Annotated in this window: 23 protein-coding genes; 15 read left to right on the forward strand and 8 right to left on the reverse strand. The window is 69.2% G+C overall.

The features are described 5' to 3' along the window. Positions 1-98: 98 nt before the first annotated feature. Entirely contained in the window at positions 99-1,454 is a 1,356-nt protein-coding gene (locus tag AABM41_00670; GenBank protein ID MEK6190817.1) for a TrpB-like pyridoxal phosphate-dependent enzyme, read from the reverse strand. 358 nt (positions 1,455-1,812) lie between these two features. Beyond that, positions 1,813-2,445 carry a hypothetical protein gene (locus AABM41_00675; GenBank protein ID MEK6190818.1) on the reverse strand — a complete coding sequence of 211 codons (633 nt, stop codon included), beginning with the start codon at positions 2,443-2,445 and terminating at the stop codon, positions 1,813-1,815. A gap of 57 nt (positions 2,446-2,502) precedes the next feature. Here AABM41_00675 and AABM41_00680 point away from each other — a divergent pair, with 57 nt between their 5' ends. Together AABM41_00680 and AABM41_00685 are read left to right on the forward strand one after the other, a co-directional pair. Next, positions 2,503-2,919 carry a hypothetical protein gene (locus tag AABM41_00680; protein ID MEK6190819.1) on the forward strand — a complete coding sequence of 139 codons (417 nt, stop codon included), beginning with the start codon at positions 2,503-2,505 and terminating at the stop codon, positions 2,917-2,919. Continuing rightward, entirely contained in the window at positions 2,883-3,278 is a 396-nt protein-coding gene (locus AABM41_00685; protein ID MEK6190820.1) for a DUF393 domain-containing protein, read from the forward strand. Before AABM41_00680 ends, AABM41_00685 begins: the two co-directional genes overlap by 37 nt. Here AABM41_00685 and AABM41_00690 read toward each other — a convergent pair. Both AABM41_00690 and AABM41_00695 read right to left on the reverse strand, forming a co-directional pair. Continuing rightward, positions 3,250-4,644, reverse strand: a complete 1,395-nt coding sequence (locus tag AABM41_00690) for an ATP-binding protein (protein ID MEK6190821.1) — start codon at positions 4,642-4,644, stop codon at positions 3,250-3,252. The two genes, AABM41_00685 and AABM41_00690, sit on opposite strands and share 29 nt — an antisense overlap. A 5-nt stretch (positions 4,645-4,649) precedes the next feature. Next, positions 4,650-6,335 (reverse strand): FAD-dependent oxidoreductase, encoded by a 1,686-nt coding sequence (locus tag AABM41_00695; protein ID MEK6190822.1) that lies wholly within the window; start codon positions 6,333-6,335, stop codon positions 4,650-4,652. 53 nt (positions 6,336-6,388) lie between these two features. Between AABM41_00695 and AABM41_00700 the strand changes: the two genes are divergently transcribed. From AABM41_00700 to AABM41_00745, 10 genes are all read left to right on the forward strand, one after another. Further along, a complete protein-coding gene (locus AABM41_00700; GenBank protein MEK6190823.1) occupies positions 6,389-7,579 on the forward strand; it encodes an FAD-binding oxidoreductase in 1,191 nt (396 codons plus the stop codon). A gap of 3 nt (positions 7,580-7,582) precedes the next feature. Continuing rightward, positions 7,583-8,071, forward strand: coding sequence for a hypothetical protein (locus AABM41_00705; GenBank protein ID MEK6190824.1), 489 nt, complete (start codon positions 7,583-7,585; stop codon positions 8,069-8,071). A gap of 12 nt (positions 8,072-8,083) precedes the next feature. Beyond that, positions 8,084-9,772 (forward strand): DUF5671 domain-containing protein, encoded by a 1,689-nt coding sequence (locus AABM41_00710; GenBank protein ID MEK6190825.1) that lies wholly within the window; start codon positions 8,084-8,086, stop codon positions 9,770-9,772. Between the two features lie 3 nt (positions 9,773-9,775). Beyond that, complete coding sequence (locus AABM41_00715; protein MEK6190826.1) at positions 9,776-10,444, forward strand: SOS response-associated peptidase; 669 nt, start codon at positions 9,776-9,778, stop codon at positions 10,442-10,444. Continuing rightward, a complete protein-coding gene (locus AABM41_00720; protein ID MEK6190827.1) occupies positions 10,441-10,965 on the forward strand; it encodes an AAA family ATPase in 525 nt (174 codons plus the stop codon). The genes AABM41_00715 and AABM41_00720 overlap by 4 nt, the downstream gene beginning before the upstream one ends. Before the next feature lie 226 nt (positions 10,966-11,191). Continuing rightward, positions 11,192-11,563, forward strand: coding sequence for a TfoX/Sxy family protein (locus AABM41_00725; GenBank protein MEK6190828.1), 372 nt, complete (start codon positions 11,192-11,194; stop codon positions 11,561-11,563). A 95-nt stretch (positions 11,564-11,658) separates the two neighbouring features. Then, positions 11,659-12,054: a nuclear transport factor 2 family protein gene (locus AABM41_00730; protein MEK6190829.1), complete on the forward strand. Its 396-nt coding sequence runs from the start codon at positions 11,659-11,661 to the stop codon at positions 12,052-12,054. A 167-nt stretch (positions 12,055-12,221) separates the two neighbouring features. Then, positions 12,222-12,407 carry a hypothetical protein gene (locus AABM41_00735; protein MEK6190830.1) on the forward strand — a complete coding sequence of 62 codons (186 nt, stop codon included), beginning with the start codon at positions 12,222-12,224 and terminating at the stop codon, positions 12,405-12,407. A 5-nt stretch (positions 12,408-12,412) separates the two neighbouring features. Continuing rightward, complete coding sequence (locus AABM41_00740; protein MEK6190831.1) at positions 12,413-12,853, forward strand: acyl-CoA thioesterase; 441 nt, start codon at positions 12,413-12,415, stop codon at positions 12,851-12,853. After that, on the forward strand, positions 12,837-13,997 hold the full coding sequence (locus tag AABM41_00745; GenBank protein MEK6190832.1) for a P1 family peptidase: 1,161 nt from the start codon (positions 12,837-12,839) through the stop codon (positions 13,995-13,997). Before AABM41_00740 ends, AABM41_00745 begins: the two co-directional genes overlap by 17 nt. A 3-nt stretch (positions 13,998-14,000) precedes the next feature. On the opposite strand, the gene AABM41_00750 is transcribed toward AABM41_00745, so the two are convergent. Together AABM41_00750 and AABM41_00755 are read right to left on the reverse strand one after the other, a co-directional pair. Beyond that, entirely contained in the window at positions 14,001-14,453 is a 453-nt protein-coding gene (locus AABM41_00750) for an SRPBCC family protein (protein MEK6190833.1), read from the reverse strand. Positions 14,454-14,457: 4 nt separating this feature from the next. After that, positions 14,458-14,772: a metalloregulator ArsR/SmtB family transcription factor gene (locus tag AABM41_00755; protein MEK6190834.1), complete on the reverse strand. Its 315-nt coding sequence runs from the start codon at positions 14,770-14,772 to the stop codon at positions 14,458-14,460. Positions 14,773-14,843: 71 nt separating this feature from the next. Between AABM41_00755 and AABM41_00760 the strand changes: the two genes are divergently transcribed. Both AABM41_00760 and msrA read left to right on the forward strand, forming a co-directional pair. Further along, the gene (locus AABM41_00760; protein ID MEK6190835.1) at positions 14,844-16,139 is read left to right on the forward strand and encodes an MFS transporter; all 1,296 of its coding nucleotides are present in this window, start codon (positions 14,844-14,846) and stop codon (positions 16,137-16,139) included. Positions 16,140-16,185: 46 nt separating this feature from the next. Further along, positions 16,186-16,845, forward strand: coding sequence for a peptide-methionine (S)-S-oxide reductase MsrA (msrA, locus tag AABM41_00765; protein MEK6190836.1), 660 nt, complete (start codon positions 16,186-16,188; stop codon positions 16,843-16,845). Between the two features lie 21 nt (positions 16,846-16,866). Here msrA and AABM41_00770 read toward each other — a convergent pair whose 3' ends face one another. Next, the gene (locus AABM41_00770; protein ID MEK6190837.1) at positions 16,867-18,228 is read right to left on the reverse strand and encodes a DEAD/DEAH box helicase; all 1,362 of its coding nucleotides are present in this window, start codon (positions 18,226-18,228) and stop codon (positions 16,867-16,869) included. A 166-nt stretch (positions 18,229-18,394) separates the two neighbouring features. After that, the gene (locus AABM41_00775; protein MEK6190838.1) at positions 18,395-19,615 is read right to left on the reverse strand and encodes a discoidin domain-containing protein; all 1,221 of its coding nucleotides are present in this window, start codon (positions 19,613-19,615) and stop codon (positions 18,395-18,397) included. Positions 19,616-20,024: 409 nt separating this feature from the next. On the opposite strand from AABM41_00775, the gene ftsZ reads away from it, so the two are divergent. Then, positions 20,025-21,257 carry a cell division protein FtsZ gene (gene ftsZ / locus AABM41_00780; protein MEK6190839.1) on the forward strand — a complete coding sequence of 411 codons (1,233 nt, stop codon included), beginning with the start codon at positions 20,025-20,027 and terminating at the stop codon, positions 21,255-21,257. The last annotated feature ends 194 nt before the right edge of the window (positions 21,258-21,451 follow it).

Below are 21,451 nucleotides of genomic sequence, written 5' to 3' on the forward strand. Positions count from 1 at the left end.
GTACTCCGGTTTGCAAAGCGCCAGCGGCGAGCCCAGGAAGCGAAGGTGCGTCGGGGCACCCCCGGGCACGGCACCCCGACGCTGCGGCCCCCAAAGTCCTACGCCACGGCCTCGGCTGTGGCCATCGCCACCGGCTCGTACTCGACATCGGTCAGTCCGCCGGCCAGGTATTGGTCGTAGGCCGCCATGTCGAAGTAGCCGTGCCCCGAAAGGTTGAACAGGATGACCCGCGACTCCCCCGCTTCGCGGGCATCGAGCGCTTCGTCGATGGCGGCCCGGATGGCGTGACTCGACTCCGGGGCTGGAATCAGCCCCTCAGTCCGCGCGAACCGGATGGCGGCCTCGAAGCACGTGTTCTGGCCGTACGCCCGGGCCTCGATGAACCCCAGCTCGTACAAGTGCGATACCAACGGCGCCATGCCGTGGTAGCGCAGCCCGCCGGCGTGGATGGGCGCCGGCCGGAATTCGTGACCCAGGGTGTGCATCTTCAGCAACGGGGTCATGCCCACCGCGTCGCCAAAGTCATACCGATACTCCCCCCGGGTCAGGCTCGGACACGAGGCGGGCTCCACGGCCAGGAACCGGGTCTGGCTGTTCCCCGCTAACCGGTCGCGGAGGAACGGGAACGCGATGCCGGAGAAGTTCGAGCCGCCGCCCGCGCAGCCGATGACGACGTCGGGCGCATCGCCTGCCATCTCCATCTGCTTGATGGCCTCCTGACCGATGACCGTCTGGTGCAACAGGACGTGGTTCAGGGCGCTCCCGATCGAGTACTTGGTGTCCTCGCGGGTGGCGGCCTCCTCCACGGCCTCGCTGATGGCGATGCCCAGGCTGCCGGTCGAGTCCGGATCGGCGGCCAGGACCTGGCGGCCGGCGTTGGTTTCGCGAGATGGGGACGGGACGACCGTCGCGCCCATGGTCTGAATGAAGCTGCGCCGATACGGCTTCTGCTCGTAGCTGACGCGAACCATGAAGACCTTGGTCTCGATCCCGAACAGCGCCCCGGCCAGGGCGAGAGCGCTCCCCCACTGGCCGGCTCCGGTCTCGGTGACCAGGCGCGTCACCCCCTCGGCCTGGTTGTAGAACGCCTGGGCGATGGCCGTGTTCGGCTTGTGGGAGCCGGCCGGCGAAACGCTCTCGTTCTTGTAGTAGATGCGCGCCGGTGTATCCAGCGACTGCTCCAGGCCCAGGGCCCGGATCAGTGGCGAGGGCCGGTAGATGCGGTATGCCTCCCGGACCGGCTCCGGGATCGGGATCAGCCGCTCGGTGCTGACTTCCTGGCGGATGAGCTCCATCGGGAACAGCGGCGCCAGGGCCTCCGGACCGATGGGCTCCCGGGTCGCAGGATGCAGCGGCGGGGGCAGCGGCTCCGGAAGGTCCGCGGCAATGTTGTAGAAGTGCGTCGGGAGCTCGCTCTCGGGGAGCACGAACCGACGCTGCTGACCTGGGGACATGACGGTGACCTCCTGAGAACAACCTGACCCCTCCGTCTCAAAGGACGAGGGGGTCGTCTCGTGGTGCCACCTTTGTTCCCCGGTGTTCTCACCCGGGCTCGTTCGACCACGGCTCGCCTGCCTGCGCCGGCTCACGATGGCCTCGGCCTTGATATCGGTGCCTCTCCGCCGACCGCTACTGGCGCCTGACCCATGTCCGCGCGTTGGCTGCCGGAGCTCCCGGGTCCATTCGCCGATCGCGCCGTCGCCGGGGTCTCACTGGTCCCGACTCCCTGGAGGCTCGCTTGACCGGGTACTCGTCCCGATCGTCGCTGTATTGAACTGTGGCGCGGACGCTACCGACTTGGCACGGCCGCTGTCAAGAGCGGGTCGCCGCCAATGGCCGGAGCCCGACCTCAGAAAGCTCGGCGCGGGCCAGCCGGTCGTATCGCCCGGCGAACCAGTCCCCGAACGGATCGGGGGAGAACTCCAGCAGCTCGTCGTATTCGAGCCGATGCAGGGCCCGCGAGGCGAGCAGCTGTTCTACCTGTCCGGCTTCGAGGGCGTTCGGCGGCCGCCGAACGACGCGCTGTGCGGCCCGAAGTCGGCGCAGCCGGCTCACCCGCCACGGCAGGTAACGGTTCAGCCACGGGATGAGGGCCACCGCGACCAACAACAGAGCCAGCAGGACGGCAATGGCAAGGAGAAGCCGCTCGAGATCGGTCCCGAAGCTGATCAGTGGATTCGCAGCCGCGGCGAACCCCCCACTGACCGCGTCGGCGGCCCCTTCGCCGATCAGTGGGATGCCCCGTATCGACTCTCCCAGCTGGCGCCCCGCACGGCCCAGGTTCGTGCCACTCTCGGCCACGAAGCGTCCGGAGCCGGCGAGGTCGGCAAGAAACAGGTAGAGGCGCAATCCCAGCGTGCCCCATAGCGCTACCCAGGCGAGGGTCGCCACATCGGCGAGCATCTCGCCGAGGCGTGCCCGCGGCAATTCGCTCCAGATGGTCATCTCCGGTACTCCTGATCATGCTTGATTCGTTGACACGGATCTTCGCGGAGCGCGATCATGCGCGCCAAGGAGGTCGTCATGACCGAAGAAGAACGCCGAACCACTGTCACCCAGGAGCCGACCGATACGGCAGCAGGTGCCCAGTCCACGACCACCCGCCGCGAAATCCGGCCCAGTGGGGGTGAGACCTTCCGACGTGTCGTGATCCTGATCTTCGGGATCATCCAGATCGTGATCGGGCTGCGCTTCGTGCTGCTGCTCATCGATGCCGACGAAGCGAACGCGCTGGTGGGCGCCATCCTGAACTTCAGCCAGCTCTTTGTCGGGCCGTTTGAGGGGGTCCTGCGCACGGATGGGCTCGCCGCCCAGGGCTCGTACCTCGACATTACCGCCATCGTCGCCTTCGTCGGCTGGACCCTGCTCGAGGTGATCCTGATTTGGGGCGCGAGAATCTTCCGCCGAGAGCCCGCCTAATCGTCTGCTACGACGGCGAATGCGGGGTATGCCTCGCCGCCGTCGAGCGCCTGCGGAACCTCGACGGCGATGAACGGCTTCGTTTCGTGCCCGCCCAGCGGGTCACGAGCGAGCTCCCTGACTTCGCCGCGCGGATCGAGCCCGGCGCGCTCTCGTCCGCGCTGCACGTCGTAGAGCCCGACGGCCGATGGGTCTCCGGCGCTGAGGCGGTGCTTCGGATCGCGGAGACCGTCCCGCGCTTGCGACCCATCGCGCGACTCGGCCGGCTTCCGCTGGTGAACCAACTGGTGGAGCCCCTATACCGCCTCGTGGCCCGGCATCGGCATCGGCTCAGCCGGCTGCTGGGCTCGGCAGGGTAGGCGGGAGGACCACCTCGAAGCAGGTGCGGCCCGGCGTGGACTCGACGTCCAGGGTCCCACCGTGCTGGACCACGATGTTGTGGCTCAGGTGGAGGCCCAGCCCTGTCCCCACCCCGGGCGGCTTGGTGGTGAAGAACGGCTCGAAGATCTTGGACAGCGTCGCCGGCGGGATGCCCGGTCCGGAGTCGCAGATCGTGACGCGGACCCCGCCGCCATCGGTCCGTTCGACCCGAATGCTGATCTCGCCGCGGCCGTCCATGGCATCGGCCGCGTTGTCGAGCAGGTTGGTCCACACCTGGTTCAGCTCGCTGCCCCAGCCCTCGATCTCGGGCAGGTCGGGAGCGTAGTCCCGCGTGACGGTGACCTCGTTCAGCTTGTGGGCCAGGATGAGCAGCGTGTCGTCGATGCCCCGGCACACGTTGAAGCGCTGGACCGGCGCCTGGTCGAGGTACGCGTAGCCCTTCACCGCCCCGACGATGGCGCTGATCCGCTCGGCGGCCATCTGGATCTCGGCCAGCAGCTCGTCGGCGGTGGCCACGCTGGCCAGCCAGCGCACTGCGGCCTCAACCTCGGCCGGGGGAAAACCGACTGCCGCCGTGCGGACATCGGCGGCCGTCCAGCCAGCGGCGGCCAGCATTCCGGCTGACTCGTCAGGATCAGCGGTGTCCGGCAGGCCGGCCTCACGCAGGGCGGCGGCGATTTCATCGACGCGGTCCGCGCGAGCCAGCGGATCTAGGGCTACGCCGGCGTCGGATGGCCTGGCCCCCAGCAGGGTCGCCAGCCGGGGATCGCCGGTGACGATGGCGGAAGCCGCGTCATTCCGCTGCCGAATCGCTTCTGCCAACGAGGCTGCCGACCGACGGATGGCCGCCGCCGGGTTGTTCAGCTCATGGGCCAACCCGGCCGCCAGCGTCCCCAGGCCGGCCAGCTTCTCGCGTTGGCGGAGGGCCTCCTCCATTCCCCGCAGCCGCCCGGTGATGGTGCGAATGAGCGCCAGGACGGCCTCCGGACCAGCGGACAGGAGGTCGCCCAGGGCGGCATACGGGATCCGCAGGACGTCCACCTGGTCGACGGCCCGGACCGACGCCATCCGTTGGCCCCGCTCCAGGCCGGCGATCTCGCCCTGGATCGACCCGGGGCCCACCCGGTTGAGGTAGACATCGGCGTTGCCCGACCGCTTCGTGATTTCCAGCTGGCCGGCGACCACCACGTACAGGTCCTCGGCCGGATCACCCTCCCGGATCAGGTACTCATCCGGACCCAGGTGTAGGGGCTCGGTGTGCCCCGCCAGCCGTTCGAGATATTCGTCGGCGAGCTCGGCGAAGAGGGGCGTGGCCCGCAGCTGTTCGGCACGGGTACTGGCCACGGCGGTTACAGCGTGGCGAGGTAGTGGTGGACGAACTGGATGGCCATGGCGCCCTCCCCCACCGCGCTGGCGATGCGCTTGACCGATTGGGACCGGACGTCGCCAGCGGCGAAGACGCCGGGCACGCTCGACTCCAGCAGGAAGGGCTCCCGATCCAGGCCCCAGCCGGCCGGCCGCTTCCCGTCATGGAGGACGGCAGGGCCGGTAGCCACGAATCCGGCCTCGTCACGCTCCACATCGTCGGGCACCCAGTCGGTCCGTGGCTGCTGCCCGATGAACACGAACAACGCGGCCACGGGCAGCGTTTCGGAGGTCGGGCTGGTGCCGTCGCCTCGGTCGCAGGTCAGGCTCGCGGCGGCCAGGTGGCCCTCCCCGGCGACGGCGCTGAGCGCCGTCTGGTAACGAACCTCGATGTTCGGGCAGGCGGCGATCTGGTCGATCAGGTACTGGCTCATGGAGGACAGGGCGGGGGTCCTCACCATGAGCAGGACCCGTTTGGCGAAGCCGGCGAGGTACATGGCGGCCTGACCCGCCGAGTTGCCGCCGCCCACGACCCCGACCTCCAGGTCGCGATACAGGACGGCCTCGGTGACCGCGGACCCGTAATAGACGCCGGCCCCAGCCAGCTCGGCGGCGCCGGGGATCTCGAGCTGGCGGTAGCTGACCCCGGTGGCGATCACCACCGTCTGACAGCTGATCTCCGACCCGTCGTCGAGGGTGATGATCCGATACGGGTCCGCGCGCCGGATGGCGGTGACCTCCCGGGGGGACAGGATCTCGGCACCCAGCCGGCGGGCCTGGGTCAGCGCCCGGCGTGCGAGCTCGCCGCCCGACAGGCCGGCTGGGAAGCCAAGGTAGTTCTCGATCCGACTGGTGGTTCCGGCCTGCCCTCCGGGCGCCTCGCGCTCGATGAGGACGGTCTTGAGCCCCTCCGACGCCCCGTAGACCGCGGCTGCCAGACCCGAAGGTCCGCCGCCCACGATGGCGAGGTCGTAGAACGGCAGCGCGGCCACGGTCTGGATCCCGACCTTCTCGGCGATCTGACGGGTGGATGGGTTGTGCAGCAGGGTGCCGTCTTCGAGCACGATCAGCGGCACGGCAGGGTCGATATCGGCTTCGGCCATGCCCGCGCCCAACGCGACCCGCCGCCCCTCCGGGTCGGCGACAGGATCGAGCCACTGGTACGGGACCTGGTTGCGGGTCAAGTAATCGCGGATGTCGTGGCCGCGGGCTGCCCAGCGGCCCGCCACCAGGCGCAGGCCGCTGAACGGCGGACGGTAGCCAGCTGCCCAATCGGCCAAGAGTTCGTCGAGGATCGGGTACAGCTTGTCCTCGGGTGGATCCCACGGCTTGAGCAGGTACTGGTCGAGCCGGATCTCGTTGATGGCGCGGATGGCGACATCGGTATCGGCATAGGCGGTGAGCAGGACGCGCCGAGCGTCCGGCTGGAGGTCGATCGCCTGGGCCAGGAACTCGATCCCGGTCATGTTCGGCATCCTCTGGTCCACCACGAACACGGCTACCGGATCGCCCCGAACGGTCAGCTCGCGGACGGCGTCCAGCGCCTCCGCGCCAGCGCTGGCAGCCACGATCCGGTAGTCCTTGGCGTAGCGCGTCCGCAGGTCCCGTTCGATGGCGCGCAGGACCGGGATGTCGTCATCGACACACACGATGGTGGGGCGGGTGGCCACGATCGGAGTCTAGCCGTCGCGGATCACGCGCGGGTCAGGATAGGATTCGGCTCATGAGCCCCGCCCACCAGCGCGCCGACGTCGTCATTGTGGGCGGCGCGGTCATCGGTTCGGCGGTCGCGTCGTTCCTGGCCCGGGATCCTGATTTCTGGGGCAGCGTCCTGGTCATCGAGCGCGACCCGACGTACGCCACCGCATCGACCACCCTGTCGGTGGCATCGGTCCGCCAGCAGTTCTCCACCCCGGTGAACATCCAGATGAGCCAGTTCGCGGTGCAGGTCCTCAAGCACCCTGACCTGTGGTTCCCCCTCCTCGACCCGGTCCCGGAGTTCGACTTCGTCGAAGGCGGGTACCTGTTCCTGGCCTCGGCGGGCGGTGGGGGGATCCTGTGGGCCAACCATGCCATCCAGCGTGAGGAGAACGTGCAGGTCGTCATCCTGTCCCCCGACGAGCTGAGCCACCGGTTCCCGTGGCTGACCACCGAAGACCTGGCCGGCGGGTCGCTGGGCACGTCCGGCGAGGGCTGGTTCGACGCGACCGCCATGATGCAGGCGTTCCAGAACTCGGCCCGGGCCTCGGGCGTCAAGTACCTCACCGGGGAGGTGACCGGCATCCTGTCGTTCGGCGGGCGGGTGGACGCGGTCATGCTGTCGGACGGCCGGCTGATCGAGTGCGGGACGCTGGTCAACGCGGCCGGTCCGCGGGCCGGGGCGGTGGCCCGCTTCGCCGGCGTGGAGCTCCCGGTCGTGCCGCGCAAGCGGATGGTCTATTCATTCTCGTGCCGAAAGGAGATCCCCGACGCGCCGCTGGTCATCGACCCCAGCGGGGTGTACTTCCGTCCCGATGCGCCGCACTACATCGGCGGGTATTCGCCTCGCGACGGGGAGCCGGATCCGGACACCCTCGACCTGACCGCCGACCTCGCCCCGTGGGAGGACCGCGTCTGGCCGGCCATGGCCCACCGCGTGCCCGACTTCGAGGCGGTCAAGATGCGGCGCGCGTGGGCCGGTCATTACGAGGTCAACACCGTCGACCACAACGCGATCATCGGCCCCCACCCGGAGGTGAAGAACCTGCTGTTCGCCAATGGCTTCTCGGGGCACGGTCTCCAGCAGGCGCCGGCCGTAGGCCGCGGCCTGGCCGAGCTGATCATCCACGGCGCCTATCGGACGATTGATCTGACCCCGCTCGGCTACGAGCGGATCGCGCGGGGGCAGCCCCTCCGCGAGCTGAACGTGGTGTAGCCGATGCGCGGTCTGGTCGCGATCGGGGTGGGCATCGGAGTGGTGGCGATCCTGGCCGTGGTGGCGGTGGGGTTGTCGGCCGCCCAGGATCCGGGCCAGTTCCCGGCCGACTCGCCCCAGGCCGCACTCCAGGAATATCTCCAGGCGTTCGAGGAAAAGGATTACGAGGCCGCGTATGCCTCCTTCTCGGCGGACGTCAAGCGCCAGATGAGCCTCGAGGAATTCGAGCGTGCGGCCACGGATTACGGGATGTACGCCACCGAGTCGCGCCGCGTTGTGTACGACGGCATCGACCAGGTCCAGACCGGTGGTGACGAACGCGCGACGCTGCGGCTGACGGTCGAGGTCAGCTACGGCGACGTGCTGTTCGCTGACCGATACTCGTACCCGACCGAGGTTCGCATGCTGCGCGAGGATGGGGTCTGGCGCATCGATCAAGCCCTGGTCCATCTCGACCTCGCACCCGTCCCTGCACCCGCTCCGGCCGACTAGAGGGCCATACCGATGCAAGCCGCTCGACGGCTGTACGTCTACCTCCTGTCGGGAGTGTCGCTTGGCTTCGTCCTGTTCGGGCTCCAATCGCTGGTCCGGGTCCTGCTCGAAACGTTCGGCATGAGCGGGGACGTGCTGTCGGGCCAGCTCGAGGCCAGCCAGCAGCTCAGCGGGGCGCTGGCCCTGGTCGGCGTGGGCACCCCCGTGTGGCTCCTCCACTGGTGGTTCGCCGAGCGCAGCATCCGTCCCCAGCACGACCCATCCGACGCCGAACGTCAGTCCGCCCTGCGGGCCCTGTACTTCGCGTTGCTGCTGGCCATCCTGCTGGCCATCTCAGCCTTCGCGATCAGCGACCTCGTCTTCGGGCTGCTGGCCGACCTCCTCCCGGCCCCGGACGCGTATTCCGGTTCTCCGGCCGGCCCGGCGCTCGCGACGGCGCTGGTGGGTGGCGCAGCCTGGGGGTACCACGCGCTCCTGCGGCGACGCGACATGGCCGCGGGGGAGCTGCGCCGCGCGGCCGTGTGGTTGCCGCGGGCCTATCTGTATGGGGCCGCATTTGGGGGCGCGGTCTGGTCGTTGACGAGCCTCGTCCCTCTCGTAGATGCCGCGGTCCGGAGCGCGGTCGGCGACACGGTCGAGCCGTACGTGTGGATCGGCTCAGTCGGACCGACCATCGTCGGGGCGGCGATCTGGGTTGGACATGCCTGGTATGCCAGCCGCCTGCGTACCGATCCCGGCTGGCGCGGCGCCAGCGAGCGGGGTGCGCGGCTGCGCCTCGGATACCTGGTGGCCCTGATCGTGGTCGGCGTGACCGGCACCATCGCCCTCGTGTCAGCCGCGCTTGAGCCGTTGCTGGCGGCCCCGCTGGGCGTGGGTCGACCGCCGGACCAGATCCTCCCCGCCATGGCGACCGGCGCGATCGCGTCCCTTCCGTTCGCACTTGCGTGGTGGTTCCACGCTCGGACCCTGCGGCGAGAGGCCACGGTCGATGTCGATGCGGATCGACCGGGGCTGGCCTGGCGGCTGGAGCACGTGGCGGTCGGCCTGACCGGGCTCGCGTTTGCGGCTGCGGGCACCGCCCGCCTGATCACGATCACGCTTGACACGACTCTCGGCGCGCATCCCGAGCTCAGCAGCCCGGTCAGCGAATTGGCCCTCGACCTCCCGCTGGCGATCCTCGGAGGGGCGGTCTGGATCTGGGCCTGGGTGCCCATGGAGCGGCGACACCAAGCATTTCCCCAGGCCGAGGCGGCGTCGACGGTACGCCGGGCTGGGCTGCTCATCGTGCTGGCCGTCGCGGTCATCGCCGGGCTGTCCAGCCTGGCGCTGATCCTGTATCGGCTCTTCGGGTTCCTGCTGGGCGCCGGGTTGAGCGGGGACGCCGTCGGGGAGCTGAGCACCCCGGCCGGCATCCTGCTCGTCGCCCTGGTGGCTGGGCTGTATCACGGTCTGGCGTTGCGCGGGGACCTCGCCCTGGCGCTGCCACCGCAACCCCAACCCGGCGTAGCCGAGCGTGAGCCAGCCGCGGCCGTGCCGGAGCCGATCCCTGCCGAGGAGGCCCACTGGGAGAGCGAAGGCGGGCCGGTGCTCCCGCCCGGCATCCCGTTGACGCTCCGCGGGCCGGATGGCTCGGACGTCGAGGCAGCGCTGAAGGCGGCACGCGACGCGCTGCCGGAGGGCTACCGCCTGGAGCGCAGCTGATCCATGTGCGGCCGATTCGCGCAGCCACATTCCGCGGAGGAGCTGGGCCGCATCTTCCGGGCCCGGCCGACGGTCGACCTCCCGGGTGAGCGGTACAACGTGGCGCCCACCGACGAGGTGGCCGGCGTCGTCGAGCACCATGGGGAGCGGGTTATCGAGCCGTTCCGGTGGGGTCTGGTCCCGTGGTACGCGGAGGACCGGAGGGGGGCGGCGCGCCTCATCAACGCGCGGGCCGAGACGGTGGAGCGCTCCCCGGCCTTCCGGACCTCGTTCGCCAAGCGCCGCCTCATCGTCCCGGCCGCCGCGTTCTACGAGTGGCATCGGGCGGACGGCCGTCGCGAGCCGTTCGCCGTGCGGCGCCGGGATGGGGAGCCGCTGGCCCTGGCCGGGGTGTGGGCCGTCTGGCGGGAGGCGGACACCGGGGAGCGGCTGTACACGTGCTCGATCCTGACCACCGTCCCGAATGACCTGGTCTCGCCCATCCACAACCGGATGCCGGTGATCCTGGATCCTGCCGACTGGGACCTGTGGCTGTCGGAGGACGCAGGGCTCGCCGAGCTGCGAGCGCTCTTGTTCCCGTTTCCGTCCCAGCCCCTGGACGCCTACCCCGTCTCGGCCGCCGTGAACAGCGTCCGCAACGACGGGGCCGAGCTTCTGGCGCCCATCGGGTGACGGTCCTCGACCTGCCGCCGGGGGCGCTGGTCGTGCTGATCGGCCCGGCGGGGAGCGGGAAGTCGACCCTGGCCGCCCGACACTTCTCCTCGACCGAGGTGCTCGCCTCGGACGACTACCGCGCGGCCGTCGCCGGCGACGCGGGCGACCAGTCCGTGACCGGCCAGGCGTTCGGCCGCCTGCATGCCGACCTGGAGCGCCGGATGGGTGCCGGCCAGCTGACCGTGATCGACGCAACCAACGTCCAGGGATGGGCCCGCCGCCGGCTCCTGGCCGCGGCCGCTCGTCATCGCCGCCCGACGATCGCCTTGGTGCTGGCCCTCCCGCTGGAGATCAGCCTGGCCCGCAACGCCGCCCGGACCGACCGACGTGTCCCGCCCTCCGCGGTTCGCAGACAGGATCGCTTCCTGCGGGCGTCGTTGCCGAAACTCGAGGAGGAGCGATACGACACCGTCGCGGTGCTCACCGACCCCGACCAGGTGGAGAGTCTCGAGGTGCGCCGGATTCGGGACACAACGTAATGTCCCGAAGGAACGGCACCCGACCCTTTGATGCAATCTCCGGAGCCGTCACCAGGACCTTGATGCAATCTCAGACCCGGATCGTGCTGCCCCTTCGGGACTCGAGAATCATAGGCCCCCACCTAACATCCCCACAATAGGGGTTATCCACCACTTTCCAGCCTAATTGCACACTCATCCACAGGTTCTCCACATCTCCGACCAGCGCTGATAACCTGCCCACAACATGGATCCGCACCGTTCCGGCGGCTGGAAGAAGTCCTCCGCGGAGCTCGTGAATAGCTTCGCAGCCGCGATCGCGGCGCTCCCCGAGCTCGAACGTCGCCAGATGTTCGGCTACCCGGCGGCCTTCGCCAACGGCCACCTGGTCACCAGCCTCCACCAAGAACGTTGGGTCGTCCGTCTACCCGATGCGGGCCTCGCGGAGCTGGCGATGTTGGGCGGCACGCGGTTCGAGCCCATGCCCGGCAGGCCCATGCGCGGCTACCTTGCCTTCCCGGCGGACATGGTCGCGAACCCCGACGCCCTCCAGCCGTGGCTGGAGCGGGCGCTCGCGCATGTGCTCCAGATGCCGCCCAAGGAGAAGGCGAAGCGTTGACCTAGGCGGGCCGTCGCGCGAGGCGCAGTACGTGACCAGCTCGCGGGTTTTCATCGGTCTGGCCGCTCGCGGATCACGGGTCCATACTAAGTTGCATGACGACCGAGGCGGCGCTGGCGGACTGGCTGGACCGATACGAGCAGGCGTGGCGCAACAACGATGCCGCCCAGATTCGGGCGCTGTTCACCGACGATGCGATCTACCGCTGGCACCCCTGGGAGGAGCCCGCCGACGGTGCGGATGGCGCCGACGAGATCGTTCAGGCCTGGCTCGAGCAGCCCGACGATCCGGACGACTGGACCCTCGAATGCGAGCCCCTGGCCATCAACGGCGAGCTGGGCGTGGCCCGCTGCGTGACGCGCTACCGGGCCACCGCCCGCGGTCCGGCCCGGGTCTACCACAACATCTGGCTCGTATCGCTCACCGATGACGGGCGGTGCGCGGAGTTCACCGAGTACTACATGAAGGAGCCCATTGAGGAGACGGCCTGAACCGATGGCGTTCGGGGTGTGGGGTTCGCCGAGCGACCGAGGCTCGCATCACAGTCGTTCGTGATATCGCGCTAACGTGCTACGCGATAGCACGAAGCGTTGTGAGCAGACCGCCGGCGGGCTGACGGCCGGTCAGCGCCACCGCCGGGTCAGGTAGCCTGCGGAGCGTGCCCGCCACCCTTCACGTCCTCCACGCCGGATACGTCGACGAGCGGGGCGTCGGGGCAACGGTGAGCCTGGTCCTGGACGGAGCCGCCCGGATCGTGGTCGACCCCGGGATGGTGGCCGACAGAGAGCAAGTGGTGCCGGGCCACGGTCCGCCATTCCGGGTCGCGGGCGCATCGGTATCCTGAGCGGCGTGAGCGTCGATCGGCTGGAGCACTCCGAGGAATGGAGGGTCCGGACCTTTGAGCTGGACTCCAACGGGCACGTCAACAACGCCGTCTATCTGAATTACGCCGAGCAGGTGGCGGTGGACCACGCCGAGGCCCTGGGATTCGGGCGGGAGTGGGCTGACCGGCACCAGGTGGCGTGGGCGGTGCGTGAGCATCACGTGGTTTACCACCGCCCGGCCGTGTACCGGGACCTGCTGCTGCTGACGACCCGGGTCCAGTCCCTGGGCGGGGTGCGCGCCGTCCGGCACACGACGATCCGGCGCGAGGCTGACGGGGAGCTGCTGGCCGAAATTACGACCCAATGGGTGTGCCTCAAGCTGCCCGAGCAGCGTCCGACCCGGATCCCGGCCGACCTGAAGGCCGCCTACGCCCGCGACCTCGAGACCGATGCCGCGGGCGCGTGAGATCGGCATCCTCATCGGACGCGGCAGGCCCGGTCAGAACAACGCGATCACCGACGTGGCGGGGGTGCGGGTGGGCCACACGACCCTCATCTCGGGAGACGGCCCTTTGGTGATCGGCAAGGGCCCGGTCCGCACCGGCGTCACGGTGATCGTTCCGCACGACGGTGACATCTGGCGCGAGCCGGTCTTCGCGGGCTGTTTCACGCTCAACGGCAACGGGGAGCTGACCGGCCTGGAGTGGATGCGCGAGTCAGGGTTCCTGGGCGGTGCGATCGGGCTGACCAACACCCACAGCGTGGGCGTCGTCCACGACGCCCTGATCGCACAGGCAGTGTCGGGCTCCCAGCCCGGCGCGGAGTCCTGGGCCCTCCCCGTGGTCGGTGAGACATGGGATGGCCAGCTGAATGACATCAACGGCTTCCATGTCCGGGCTGAGCACCTTCAGGCGGCGCTGGAAGCGGCCCGCGAAGGTCCGGTGGCCGAGGGAAACGTGGGCGGCGGGACTGGGATGATCTGCCACGAGTTCAAGGGTGGGATCGGGACCGCATCGCGGGTCCTGCCGACCGAGGCGGGTGGCTGGACGGTGGGGGTGCTGGTGCAGGCCAACTACGGTGACCGCGACCAGCTGCGGATCGACGGCGTGCCGGTCGGTGAGGCGATCGGTGCCCGCGAGGTGCCCAGCCCGTGGCCCGTCACTCGCAGCCCGTTGACGCCCATGTCCGCGCGAGCCGGCTCGGAGGGGGGCTCGATCATCGGGATCGTGGCCACCGACGCGCCGCTGCTCCCCCACCAGTGCGAGCGCCTCGCGAAGCGGGCCGCGATCGGCGTGGCCCGGGTCGGCGGCTACGCCTCCCACGGGTCGGGTGACATCTTCGCCGCGTTCGCGACCGGGAACCGGAACCTCTCCGCGACGGCCCGGGGGACGGCTGACCAAGGCCTCACCGCGCCCGCTCGGCTGGTCGTCGACGGCGCCATCACGCCGCTCCTTCTGGCGACCGTGGAAGCGGTCGAGGAGGCCATCGTCAACGCCCTGTTCGCGGCGGACACAATGGTCGGTCGAGACGGCATCACGGCCCATGCCCTGCCCCATGACCGGGTGATCGAGGTCATGCGCCGATACGGCCGGGCCGCGGCCGTTCCCTGAGGTCTAGCCGCCGGCGCGCTCCACGAACTTCCCCAGGACCGTGTCCCAGCCGGTGTCGTAGCCGGCAACCCGATCCGCGGCCGCGTCGCCGTGGACGTCCCAGCCGCGATGGTCGAGCTCGACCCGGGTCGCGTTTGGGCCTTCGGCGACGAACCGGATCGTGAGCTGCGTGGCCAGGGCCGGGTCATACCCGGGGTGCCAGGTCGTCGAGAAGCTGCCCGGTGGATCCCAGGCGGTGATCGTTCCCCAGACTTCGGTCCCATCCGGAGTGCGCTCAAAGATGCGGCCACCGACGGCGCCGTCCATGACGACCTCCACGGCGGCTGACTGTGCCACCGAATGCGTGACCCCCGGCCACCACGTCCCGATCCCATCCGTGAACAAGCGGAACGCCGCCTCCTGCGACAGCGGCACTATCACGCTCTTGCGGACCACCGCGTCTGTCTGTGTGTCCATACCTCTACTCCTTCGCTGCTGACTCCGAGGCGACCCGGTATGCCTCCAGGGCCCGGCCCCAGAACTCCTCCATCCAGGTGCGGAGCGCACCCAGCCCGTCGGTGCTGACGGCGTACACCCGGCGCGTCCCATCGGGCCGGACCGATACCAGCCCGGCATCCATCAGCACCCGGAGGTGCTGCGACACGGCTGGGCGGGTCACGGGCATCCCATCCGCGATCTGATGCACGGCCATCGGGCCGGACAGCAGCCGCTCGAAGATGCGGCGCCGGGTCGGGTCGCCCAGCGCACCGAGGACATCCAGTTGGTTAGTATCCACTAACCGTTAGCCTACACTTACGTGTTGGATTGCGTCAAGGGGTTCCCGGCGGCTCGTATCATCGGCATCCGATGAGCGGCTTCATGCGCGGTCTGCGGTCGAACCTGGGCGCCCTCGAGGAGCGCAACTTCCGGCTGCTGTGGCTGGGCCAAACCGGCTCGACCCTCGGGGATGGCCTCTCGTTCGTCGCCATCGCCTTCGCCGTGCTGGAGATCGGCGGGACGGCCACCGACATCGGGATCGTGTTCGCGGCCTTCTTCCTGCCCAACGTCGTCTTCCTGCTGGTCGGCGGGGTATGGGCGGACCGGCTGCCGCGCAACTACGTGATGTTGACGAGTGACGGCGTCCGGGCGGTAGTGCAGATCGGCCTCGCGCTCCTCCTGTTCTCCGGATCGGCCCAGGTGTGGCACATCGTGATCGCCGCCGCCCTGCATGGGACCGCGTCCGCGTTCTTCGTGCCGGCAGCGACCGGGCTCATGCCCCAGGTGGTCAGCCCGGACCGGCTCCAGCAGGCAAACGCCCTCATGACCATCTCGCGCAGCGCCGCCTTCGTCATCGGTCCGGCCGTATCCGGCCTCCTCGTTGCGGCAGGTGGACCGGGCGTCGTGTTCGCGGTGGATGCGGTCACGTACGTGTTCTCGATGGTCACCCTGGCCCTGCTCCGGATCGAACGGGCCCTTGCAACCGTTGTCCGCGAGTCGTTCCTGTCCGAGCTGGCCCACGGCTGGCGCGAGGTCCGGTCCCGCGATTGGCTGATCGGGTCACTGGTCGTGTTTGGGGTTTCGAACATGGCAATGGGCTCGTTCATGGTCCTAGGCCCGGTCATTTTCGAACGCGAGCTCGGCGGAGCGGCGACCTGGGGCCTGGTCATGACGGTGGGTGCATTCGGGGCCCTCCTCGGCGGGGGAGTGGCCCTGCGCTGGAAACCGGCTCGCCCGCTGGCCGTGGGGTTCGCGCTCATGCTGATCGGTGCCACCCGCACGCTGTCGCTCATTCCCCCGCTGCCCGTCCTCGCCATCGCGGTCGCTGGCCTGGCGACGCTGGCCGCAATTTCGATCTCGAACACGTTGTGGGAAACCGTGCTCCAGCAACGGATTCCGCAGGAGTCCTTGTCGCGCGTGTCGTCGTACGACTGGATGGTGTCGCTCGCGTTCCAGCCGATCGCCTTCGTGCTGGTAGGCCCCCTGGCGGACACGATCGGCGAGGTGCCGACCCTGCTCCTCGCGTCGGCCATTGCCCTTGCCGCCAACTTCGGCGCGCTTCTCGTCCCCAGCATCCGCAACATGCGTCGGCTCGAGACCGATCCCGCCACCGAGGTGGCGGGCGAGGCATCGATGCCCATCACCACGGGTGGCTCGGTCCCCTGATCCTGAGACGTATGGCCCGCGCCCTGGTCGTGAGTAGACTGGGGGCATGTTCTCGTTCCTGGCCGGTCGCAAGTCGACCATGCCCGATCCCGCCAAGGCCCTCCCCGGGCGCGCGACGCCGCTCCCCACCGCCGAGCGCCACCTCCTCAACGGCCAACCCCTTCAGGGCCCGTACCCGGAGGGCGCCCAGATTGCCGACTTCGCTGCGGGCTGCTTCTGGGGCGTCGAGAAGACGTTCTGGCAGATCCCTGGCGTGATCGTGACCGCGGTGGGGTACCAGGGCGGCTATACCCCCAACCCAACCTACGGCGAGGTCTGCTCCGGGGAGACCGGCCATGCCGAGGCGGTGCGCGTGGTGTTCGACCCGGCTCGGGTCACCTACGAGCAGCTGCTCAAGGCCTTCTGGGAGGAGCATGACCCCACCCAGGGCATGCGCCAGGGCAGCGACATGGGCACCTCGTATCGGTCAGCCATCTACACCCATACCGATGCCCAGCGCGAGGCCGCGCTGGGGTCGCGCGAGATGTACGGCCGCGAGCTGGCCAAGGCCGGATACGGACCGATCACGACCGAGATCGCCGATGCGGTGCCGTTCTACTTCGCCGAGGACTATCACCAGCAGTACCTGGCCAAGAACCCGAACGGCTACTGCCCTGTTCATTCGACCGGCGTCATCTTGCCGGTCGAGCAGATGGAGCAGGTCTAGCCGGAAAAGTCCCAGGGGCGGCTAGGGTCGGAGGCGACCGAAGTTCCGGCGGGAGTTTCGTCGCGCGGGCCGCTGCGACCGTGCGTCCGAGGCGCCCGACCACCGCCCGATGCTGGCCTGGCTGCCGGCTGGGACATATCCCGGGTGGGGCCTGGGGGTGCCGGCCCGTGGTCGACCCTGGGGGTGACGCTGCGGTCGACCGCTCCCTTGTCCGGTGCGCAAACGGATCGACTGGGGACGGATAGTCCGGTCCGGCTCGAAGCCCGGGATGACCTCGACCGGGATGGCATGACCGAGAAGCCGTTCGATATCGCGCAGGAGCTGCCCTTCGTCGACACAGACCAGCGAGATGGCGATGCCGTCCACGCCCGCGCGACCGGTGCGCCCGATGCGATGGACGTAGTCGTGGGCCACCATCGGCAATTCGAAGTTGACGACGTGCGGAAGCGCGTCAATGTCCAGGCCGCGCGCGGCGACCTCGGTCGCGATGAGCAGGGTGACACGCCCCGCCTTGAAGTCGGCCAGGGCTCGCGTCCGCTGTGGCTGGCTCTTGTTGCCGTGGATGGCCGCGACCGCGATGCCGTCCCGCTGGAGCTGCTCCGCCAGCCGGTTGGCGCCGTGCTTGGTGCGGGTGAAGACGAGCGCCTGGTCGATCTTCCGCGACCGAACCAGCTGGCTCAGGAGCTCGCGCTTGCGCTCACGGTCGACCGGGTGGATGACCTGCTCGACGAGCTCGGGAGGTGTGTTGCGAGCGGCAATCTGGACCTGGGCCGGGCGGTCGAGGAGCCCATCGGCCAGGCGGCGAATGTCGTTCGAGAAGGTGGCCGAGAACAGCAGGTTTTGCCGCTTGGCGGGCAGTCGGGCCAGGATCCGTCGGATGTCGCGAATGAATCCCATGTCGAGCATGCGGTCCGCTTCGTCCAGAACGAGCACCTCGACCCCGCCCAGGTCGACGGTGCCCTGGCCGAGGTGATCGAGCAGCCGACCCGGTGTTGCGACCACGATCTCGGCGCCGGCACCCAGGGCGCGCACCTGGGGATGGAATCCGACACCGCCGAAGACCGTGGTCGACCGGATGGCCCGATGCCGGCCGTAGGTGCGGACACTCTCTTCCACCTGCATGGCCAGCTCCCGGGTGGGAACCAGGACGAGCACGCGGACCCGGCGACGGCCGTCGGGGCGCGGCGAGGCGTTGAGGCGCTGAAGGATCGGCAACACGAAAGCGGCCGTCTTGCCGGTGCCGGTTTGGGCGCCGGCCAGCAGGTCACGCCCGGCGAGGACGAAGGGAATCGCCTCGCGCTGGACGGGGGTCGGCTCGGTGTAGCCGGAGTCCGCGACAGCGCGGAGCAGGTCGGGCGACAGCCCGAGGTGAGCAAAGGACACGGTGGAAATTCTCCTGACGAGGCCCTCCCGCATGATGCGGGGCCCGGTCAGGGCATGGGTGAATCGGGGTTCAGCGGCAAGGGGCCGGGACGCAGACCGAGGCGTCCGTGGAAACCCGGGGAATCCGCACCTTACCACACGCGCCGGAGATGGGCCGAAGCCGGGGCTACTCCCCCGCCACCTCGATCTCACGCCAGGCCACCCAAGACGGACTGGCGGTCGTCTCGATGCGCAACCAGCGGACCGCCGGCCAGGTCCCAGGTGAGTTGAGCCTTAGGGTCTGGTAGTCGGTCGTTACGCCGCTCAGGGTTCCCAGCAGCACCAGTTCGCCCCCGGCATCGACGCGGCCCCACACATGATGCTCGGTAACACCCGTGGGGGTTTGGGCGACGGTCAGCCGGAGCTCCGATAGGCTGGTGGCCTGGCCAAGATCGATCTCGATCCAGGCTGGCCACCCTCTGCCGGCGTTCCAGATCGTGTCCGGGTTGCCGTCGACCGCGTTCTCGACGGGCGCGTAGGCAGAGGACGCCGTGACGGGACGGCGCCAGGCAAGATTGCCGCCCGGGCCGCCCAGCCCAAGCGAGGCTCGGTCATCGAAGTACCGGTTTACCAGGGCCGTGAAGGTGTCTGGATCGGTCTCCGGCAGCACCCGGTCCGGGTGGTCGTTCCACGACTGGAAGATGACATGGTCGGGCCGACCGCCGTCGCGATCTTCGTGGTCGAGGGCATGCTGGCCTGCCAGGTGGACCCATTGCTCGTCGGACGGAGCGCCACCACCGTTGTAGAGGATGCCGACCGGGATGGAGCGCGCCACTCCGGCCGCTTCAACTTGCAAGGCGAGCGTCGACCAATTGGGCCTCGACCAGTCGGAGTCCAGGTGCATGAACGCCATCGGCTCGCCCACCGCGGCGTGATAGGCGTCCATCCACTCGGCCAAACCATCGGCCGATACCAGGCTGGGGGTCGGCTCGATATCCCCGACCACAACCCAGGGGAACTCCTCGCGCACCGCCGTCACGAATTCGGCCACGCCCTGCGCCACCCGGTCCACCGGCCACTGGCACGCGTTTGAACCGCCGTATACGTGCGCGTAGTACCACGGCTCGTCGAGGGCGATCACCTGCAGCGTTCCGCCAGCCTCCTTGATCCGCTGTGCCAGCCGCCGCCCCGAGTCGGATCCCGCGAATCCCTCGACCCCCTCTCCGCAGCCCACGGGGTCTAGCGGGCCGGCCTCCACGGCCAGGATCATGCCGCGTGCCCGGATGCCGTCGATAGCCGTGCGCAGCAGGCTCGTGCTCGCGCTGTCCACCCACTCCCCATACAGCTTGAAGACATCGATCCGGTCGGCGGCCTGCGTCCACTCGGCGTCGTCGGCGAATAGGGCCATGAAGTCCTCGGAGCCGATCTGCGTGTGACCCGGGAGGGGCGGGAGGGGCGCGAACCAGACCAGGTCGCGAGCCGACAGGTCCGCCGGCGTCGCAACCGGCGACGTGGTGGGGCTGGACGTTACAGATGTCGGCGTCGGTCGGTTGGATCCCGTCCCTGGCGATGGTGACGAGCTCGTGCTACAGGAGGATGCCAGTAGCACGAAGGCGGCAAGTACCGCGAGCTGTCGGTGACGGCCGACACCACTACTCATGGAGGGAGCGTACTGGACCGTTTCCGGCGCGGCGTGCCCACGATCGTCACTCACTGTTATCGGTTCCACCGGAGCAGCAACTAGGAACGAACTTCCACCCTGACCCGGTACTTGTGGCCGAGGTCACAAGACGCGCCTCGGCTGCTAGCGTCGAGTCATGGACTTCCTCACCAACGATCTCGTCAACCTTCTGCCCATCGCTGCCATCATCGCGCTGGTCGCCGGTATGGCCGTGGTCATGCGTGGCAGGCCGCGCGGCGGTCGCATCATTCGAGTGGTTGGCATCGGCGGCGGCGGGGCGAATACGGTCGAGGCCATGATCCGGTCCGGGATGCGTGGCGTTGACTACGTCGTGGTGAACACCGATCTCCACGCCCTGCGTCGGTCATCGGCCCGCACAAAGATCGCCATTGGGAAAGCGATGACCAACGGTCTTGGGACCGGCGGTGACGCAGCGCTCGCTGAGACGGCGGCTCGTGACGGGGCCGAACTGATTGGCCGTGCCCTGGCGGGTTCCGACCTGGTCGTCATCACCGCGGGGCTTGGCGGCGGGACCGGATCGGGAGCCGCCCCGGTGGTGGCCGACATCGCCCGCCAGCATGGCGCCCTGACGATGGCCGTCGTGACCAAGCCGTTCAGATTCGAGGGCGCTCGCCGTCAGCAGGTCGCGCAGAACGCCGCGAGGATCCTGGAAGACAAGGCCGACGCCGTGGCCACCGTTCCCAACGACCGAGTGCGCGACGTCATGCCCGCCGACGTGACGGTGGAGGATGCGTTCCGGTCGATCGATGAGGTCCTGCGCCGCAGCCTTGGCGAGATCGTCGCTCTCATCGCGGTCCCCGGCCGAATCAATATTGACTTCGCGGACGTGCGGGCCGTCCTGCAGGGTGGCGGGGCGGCCGTGGTAGGCCTCGGTCGCGCAGGGGGCGAAAACCGGGCCGCCGAGGCTACCCGCAGTGCGATGGCGGCAACCCTGCTCGAGGCTCGGATGGAAGGAGCGACGTCGATCCTTCTGAACGTGAGCGGCTCGCGCAAGCTCAAGCTGGCCGAGCTCGACGAGGTCGCGAAGACCGTGCTCGCCACGGCCGGCCAGGACGCGAACGTCGTGTTCGGGATGAGCCTTGACAGCCGCCTGCGGGACGAGGTTCAGGTCACCCTCATTGCGACCGGCTTCGAGGCTGCGCCACATGCCGAGGGCTTTACGAGCCCATCCGCCGACGCGACGCCGGCGGAATGGCGTCCCGTCTGGCTACGCCGGTCCGGGGCGGACGCCGATCCCAAGCCGACGCCCAGCACGTCCGGCCCCCGGCCGCGGCGTGCTAAGCGAACGGCCGCGCGGCCGCCTCAAGCCGAGGGCGCCCCTGACCCCGGGTTGGTGACTGAGGGCTGACACAGCCCTCGGGGGGCTACTTCTTCTTGGCCGCAGGCTTCTTGGCGGCCGGCTTCTTGGCCGTCGGTTTCTTCGTGTCGTGGTGGCTCACCCTAATTCCTCCATCGGGCGCAAGGCGCCGAAGTCGCGCCTGACGCCGGTTTGGTGGCCGGGGGCTGATACAGCCCTCGGGCGGTTACTTCTTCTTGGCCGCA

The sequence above is a fragment of the Chloroflexota bacterium genome (assembly GCA_038040195.1).
Taxonomy (GTDB): domain Bacteria; phylum Chloroflexota; class Limnocylindria; order QHBO01; family QHBO01; genus DASTEQ01.

Bases quoted from the DNA above. Each gene is read 5' to 3' on its own strand.
- AABM41_00670 (MEK6190817.1), bottom strand. From the start codon at position 1,454: ATGTCCCCAGGTCAGCAGCGTCGGTTCGTGCTCCCCGAGAGCGAGCTC.
- AABM41_00675 (MEK6190818.1), bottom strand. From the start codon at position 2,445: ATGACCATCTGGAGCGAATTGCCGCGGGCACGCCTCGGCGAGATGCTC.
- AABM41_00680 (MEK6190819.1), top strand. From the start codon at position 2,503: ATGCGCGCCAAGGAGGTCGTCATGACCGAAGAAGAACGCCGAACCACT.
- AABM41_00700 (MEK6190823.1), top strand. From the start codon at position 6,389: ATGAGCCCCGCCCACCAGCGCGCCGACGTCGTCATTGTGGGCGGCGCG.
- AABM41_00705 (MEK6190824.1), top strand. From the start codon at position 7,583: ATGCGCGGTCTGGTCGCGATCGGGGTGGGCATCGGAGTGGTGGCGATC.
- AABM41_00710 (MEK6190825.1), top strand. From the start codon at position 8,084: ATGCAAGCCGCTCGACGGCTGTACGTCTACCTCCTGTCGGGAGTGTCG.
- AABM41_00715 (MEK6190826.1), top strand. From the start codon at position 9,776: ATGTGCGGCCGATTCGCGCAGCCACATTCCGCGGAGGAGCTGGGCCGC.
- AABM41_00725 (MEK6190828.1), top strand. From the start codon at position 11,192: ATGGATCCGCACCGTTCCGGCGGCTGGAAGAAGTCCTCCGCGGAGCTC.
- AABM41_00730 (MEK6190829.1), top strand. From the start codon at position 11,659: ATGACGACCGAGGCGGCGCTGGCGGACTGGCTGGACCGATACGAGCAG.
- AABM41_00745 (MEK6190832.1), top strand. From the start codon at position 12,837: ATGCCGCGGGCGCGTGAGATCGGCATCCTCATCGGACGCGGCAGGCCC.
- AABM41_00750 (MEK6190833.1), bottom strand. From the start codon at position 14,453: ATGGACACACAGACAGACGCGGTGGTCCGCAAGAGCGTGATAGTGCCG.
- AABM41_00760 (MEK6190835.1), top strand. From the start codon at position 14,844: ATGAGCGGCTTCATGCGCGGTCTGCGGTCGAACCTGGGCGCCCTCGAG.
- msrA (MEK6190836.1), top strand. From the start codon at position 16,186: ATGTTCTCGTTCCTGGCCGGTCGCAAGTCGACCATGCCCGATCCCGCC.
- AABM41_00775 (MEK6190838.1), bottom strand. From the start codon at position 19,615: ATGGCCCTATTCGCCGACGACGCCGAGTGGACGCAGGCCGCCGACCGG.
- ftsZ (MEK6190839.1), top strand. From the start codon at position 20,025: ATGGACTTCCTCACCAACGATCTCGTCAACCTTCTGCCCATCGCTGCC.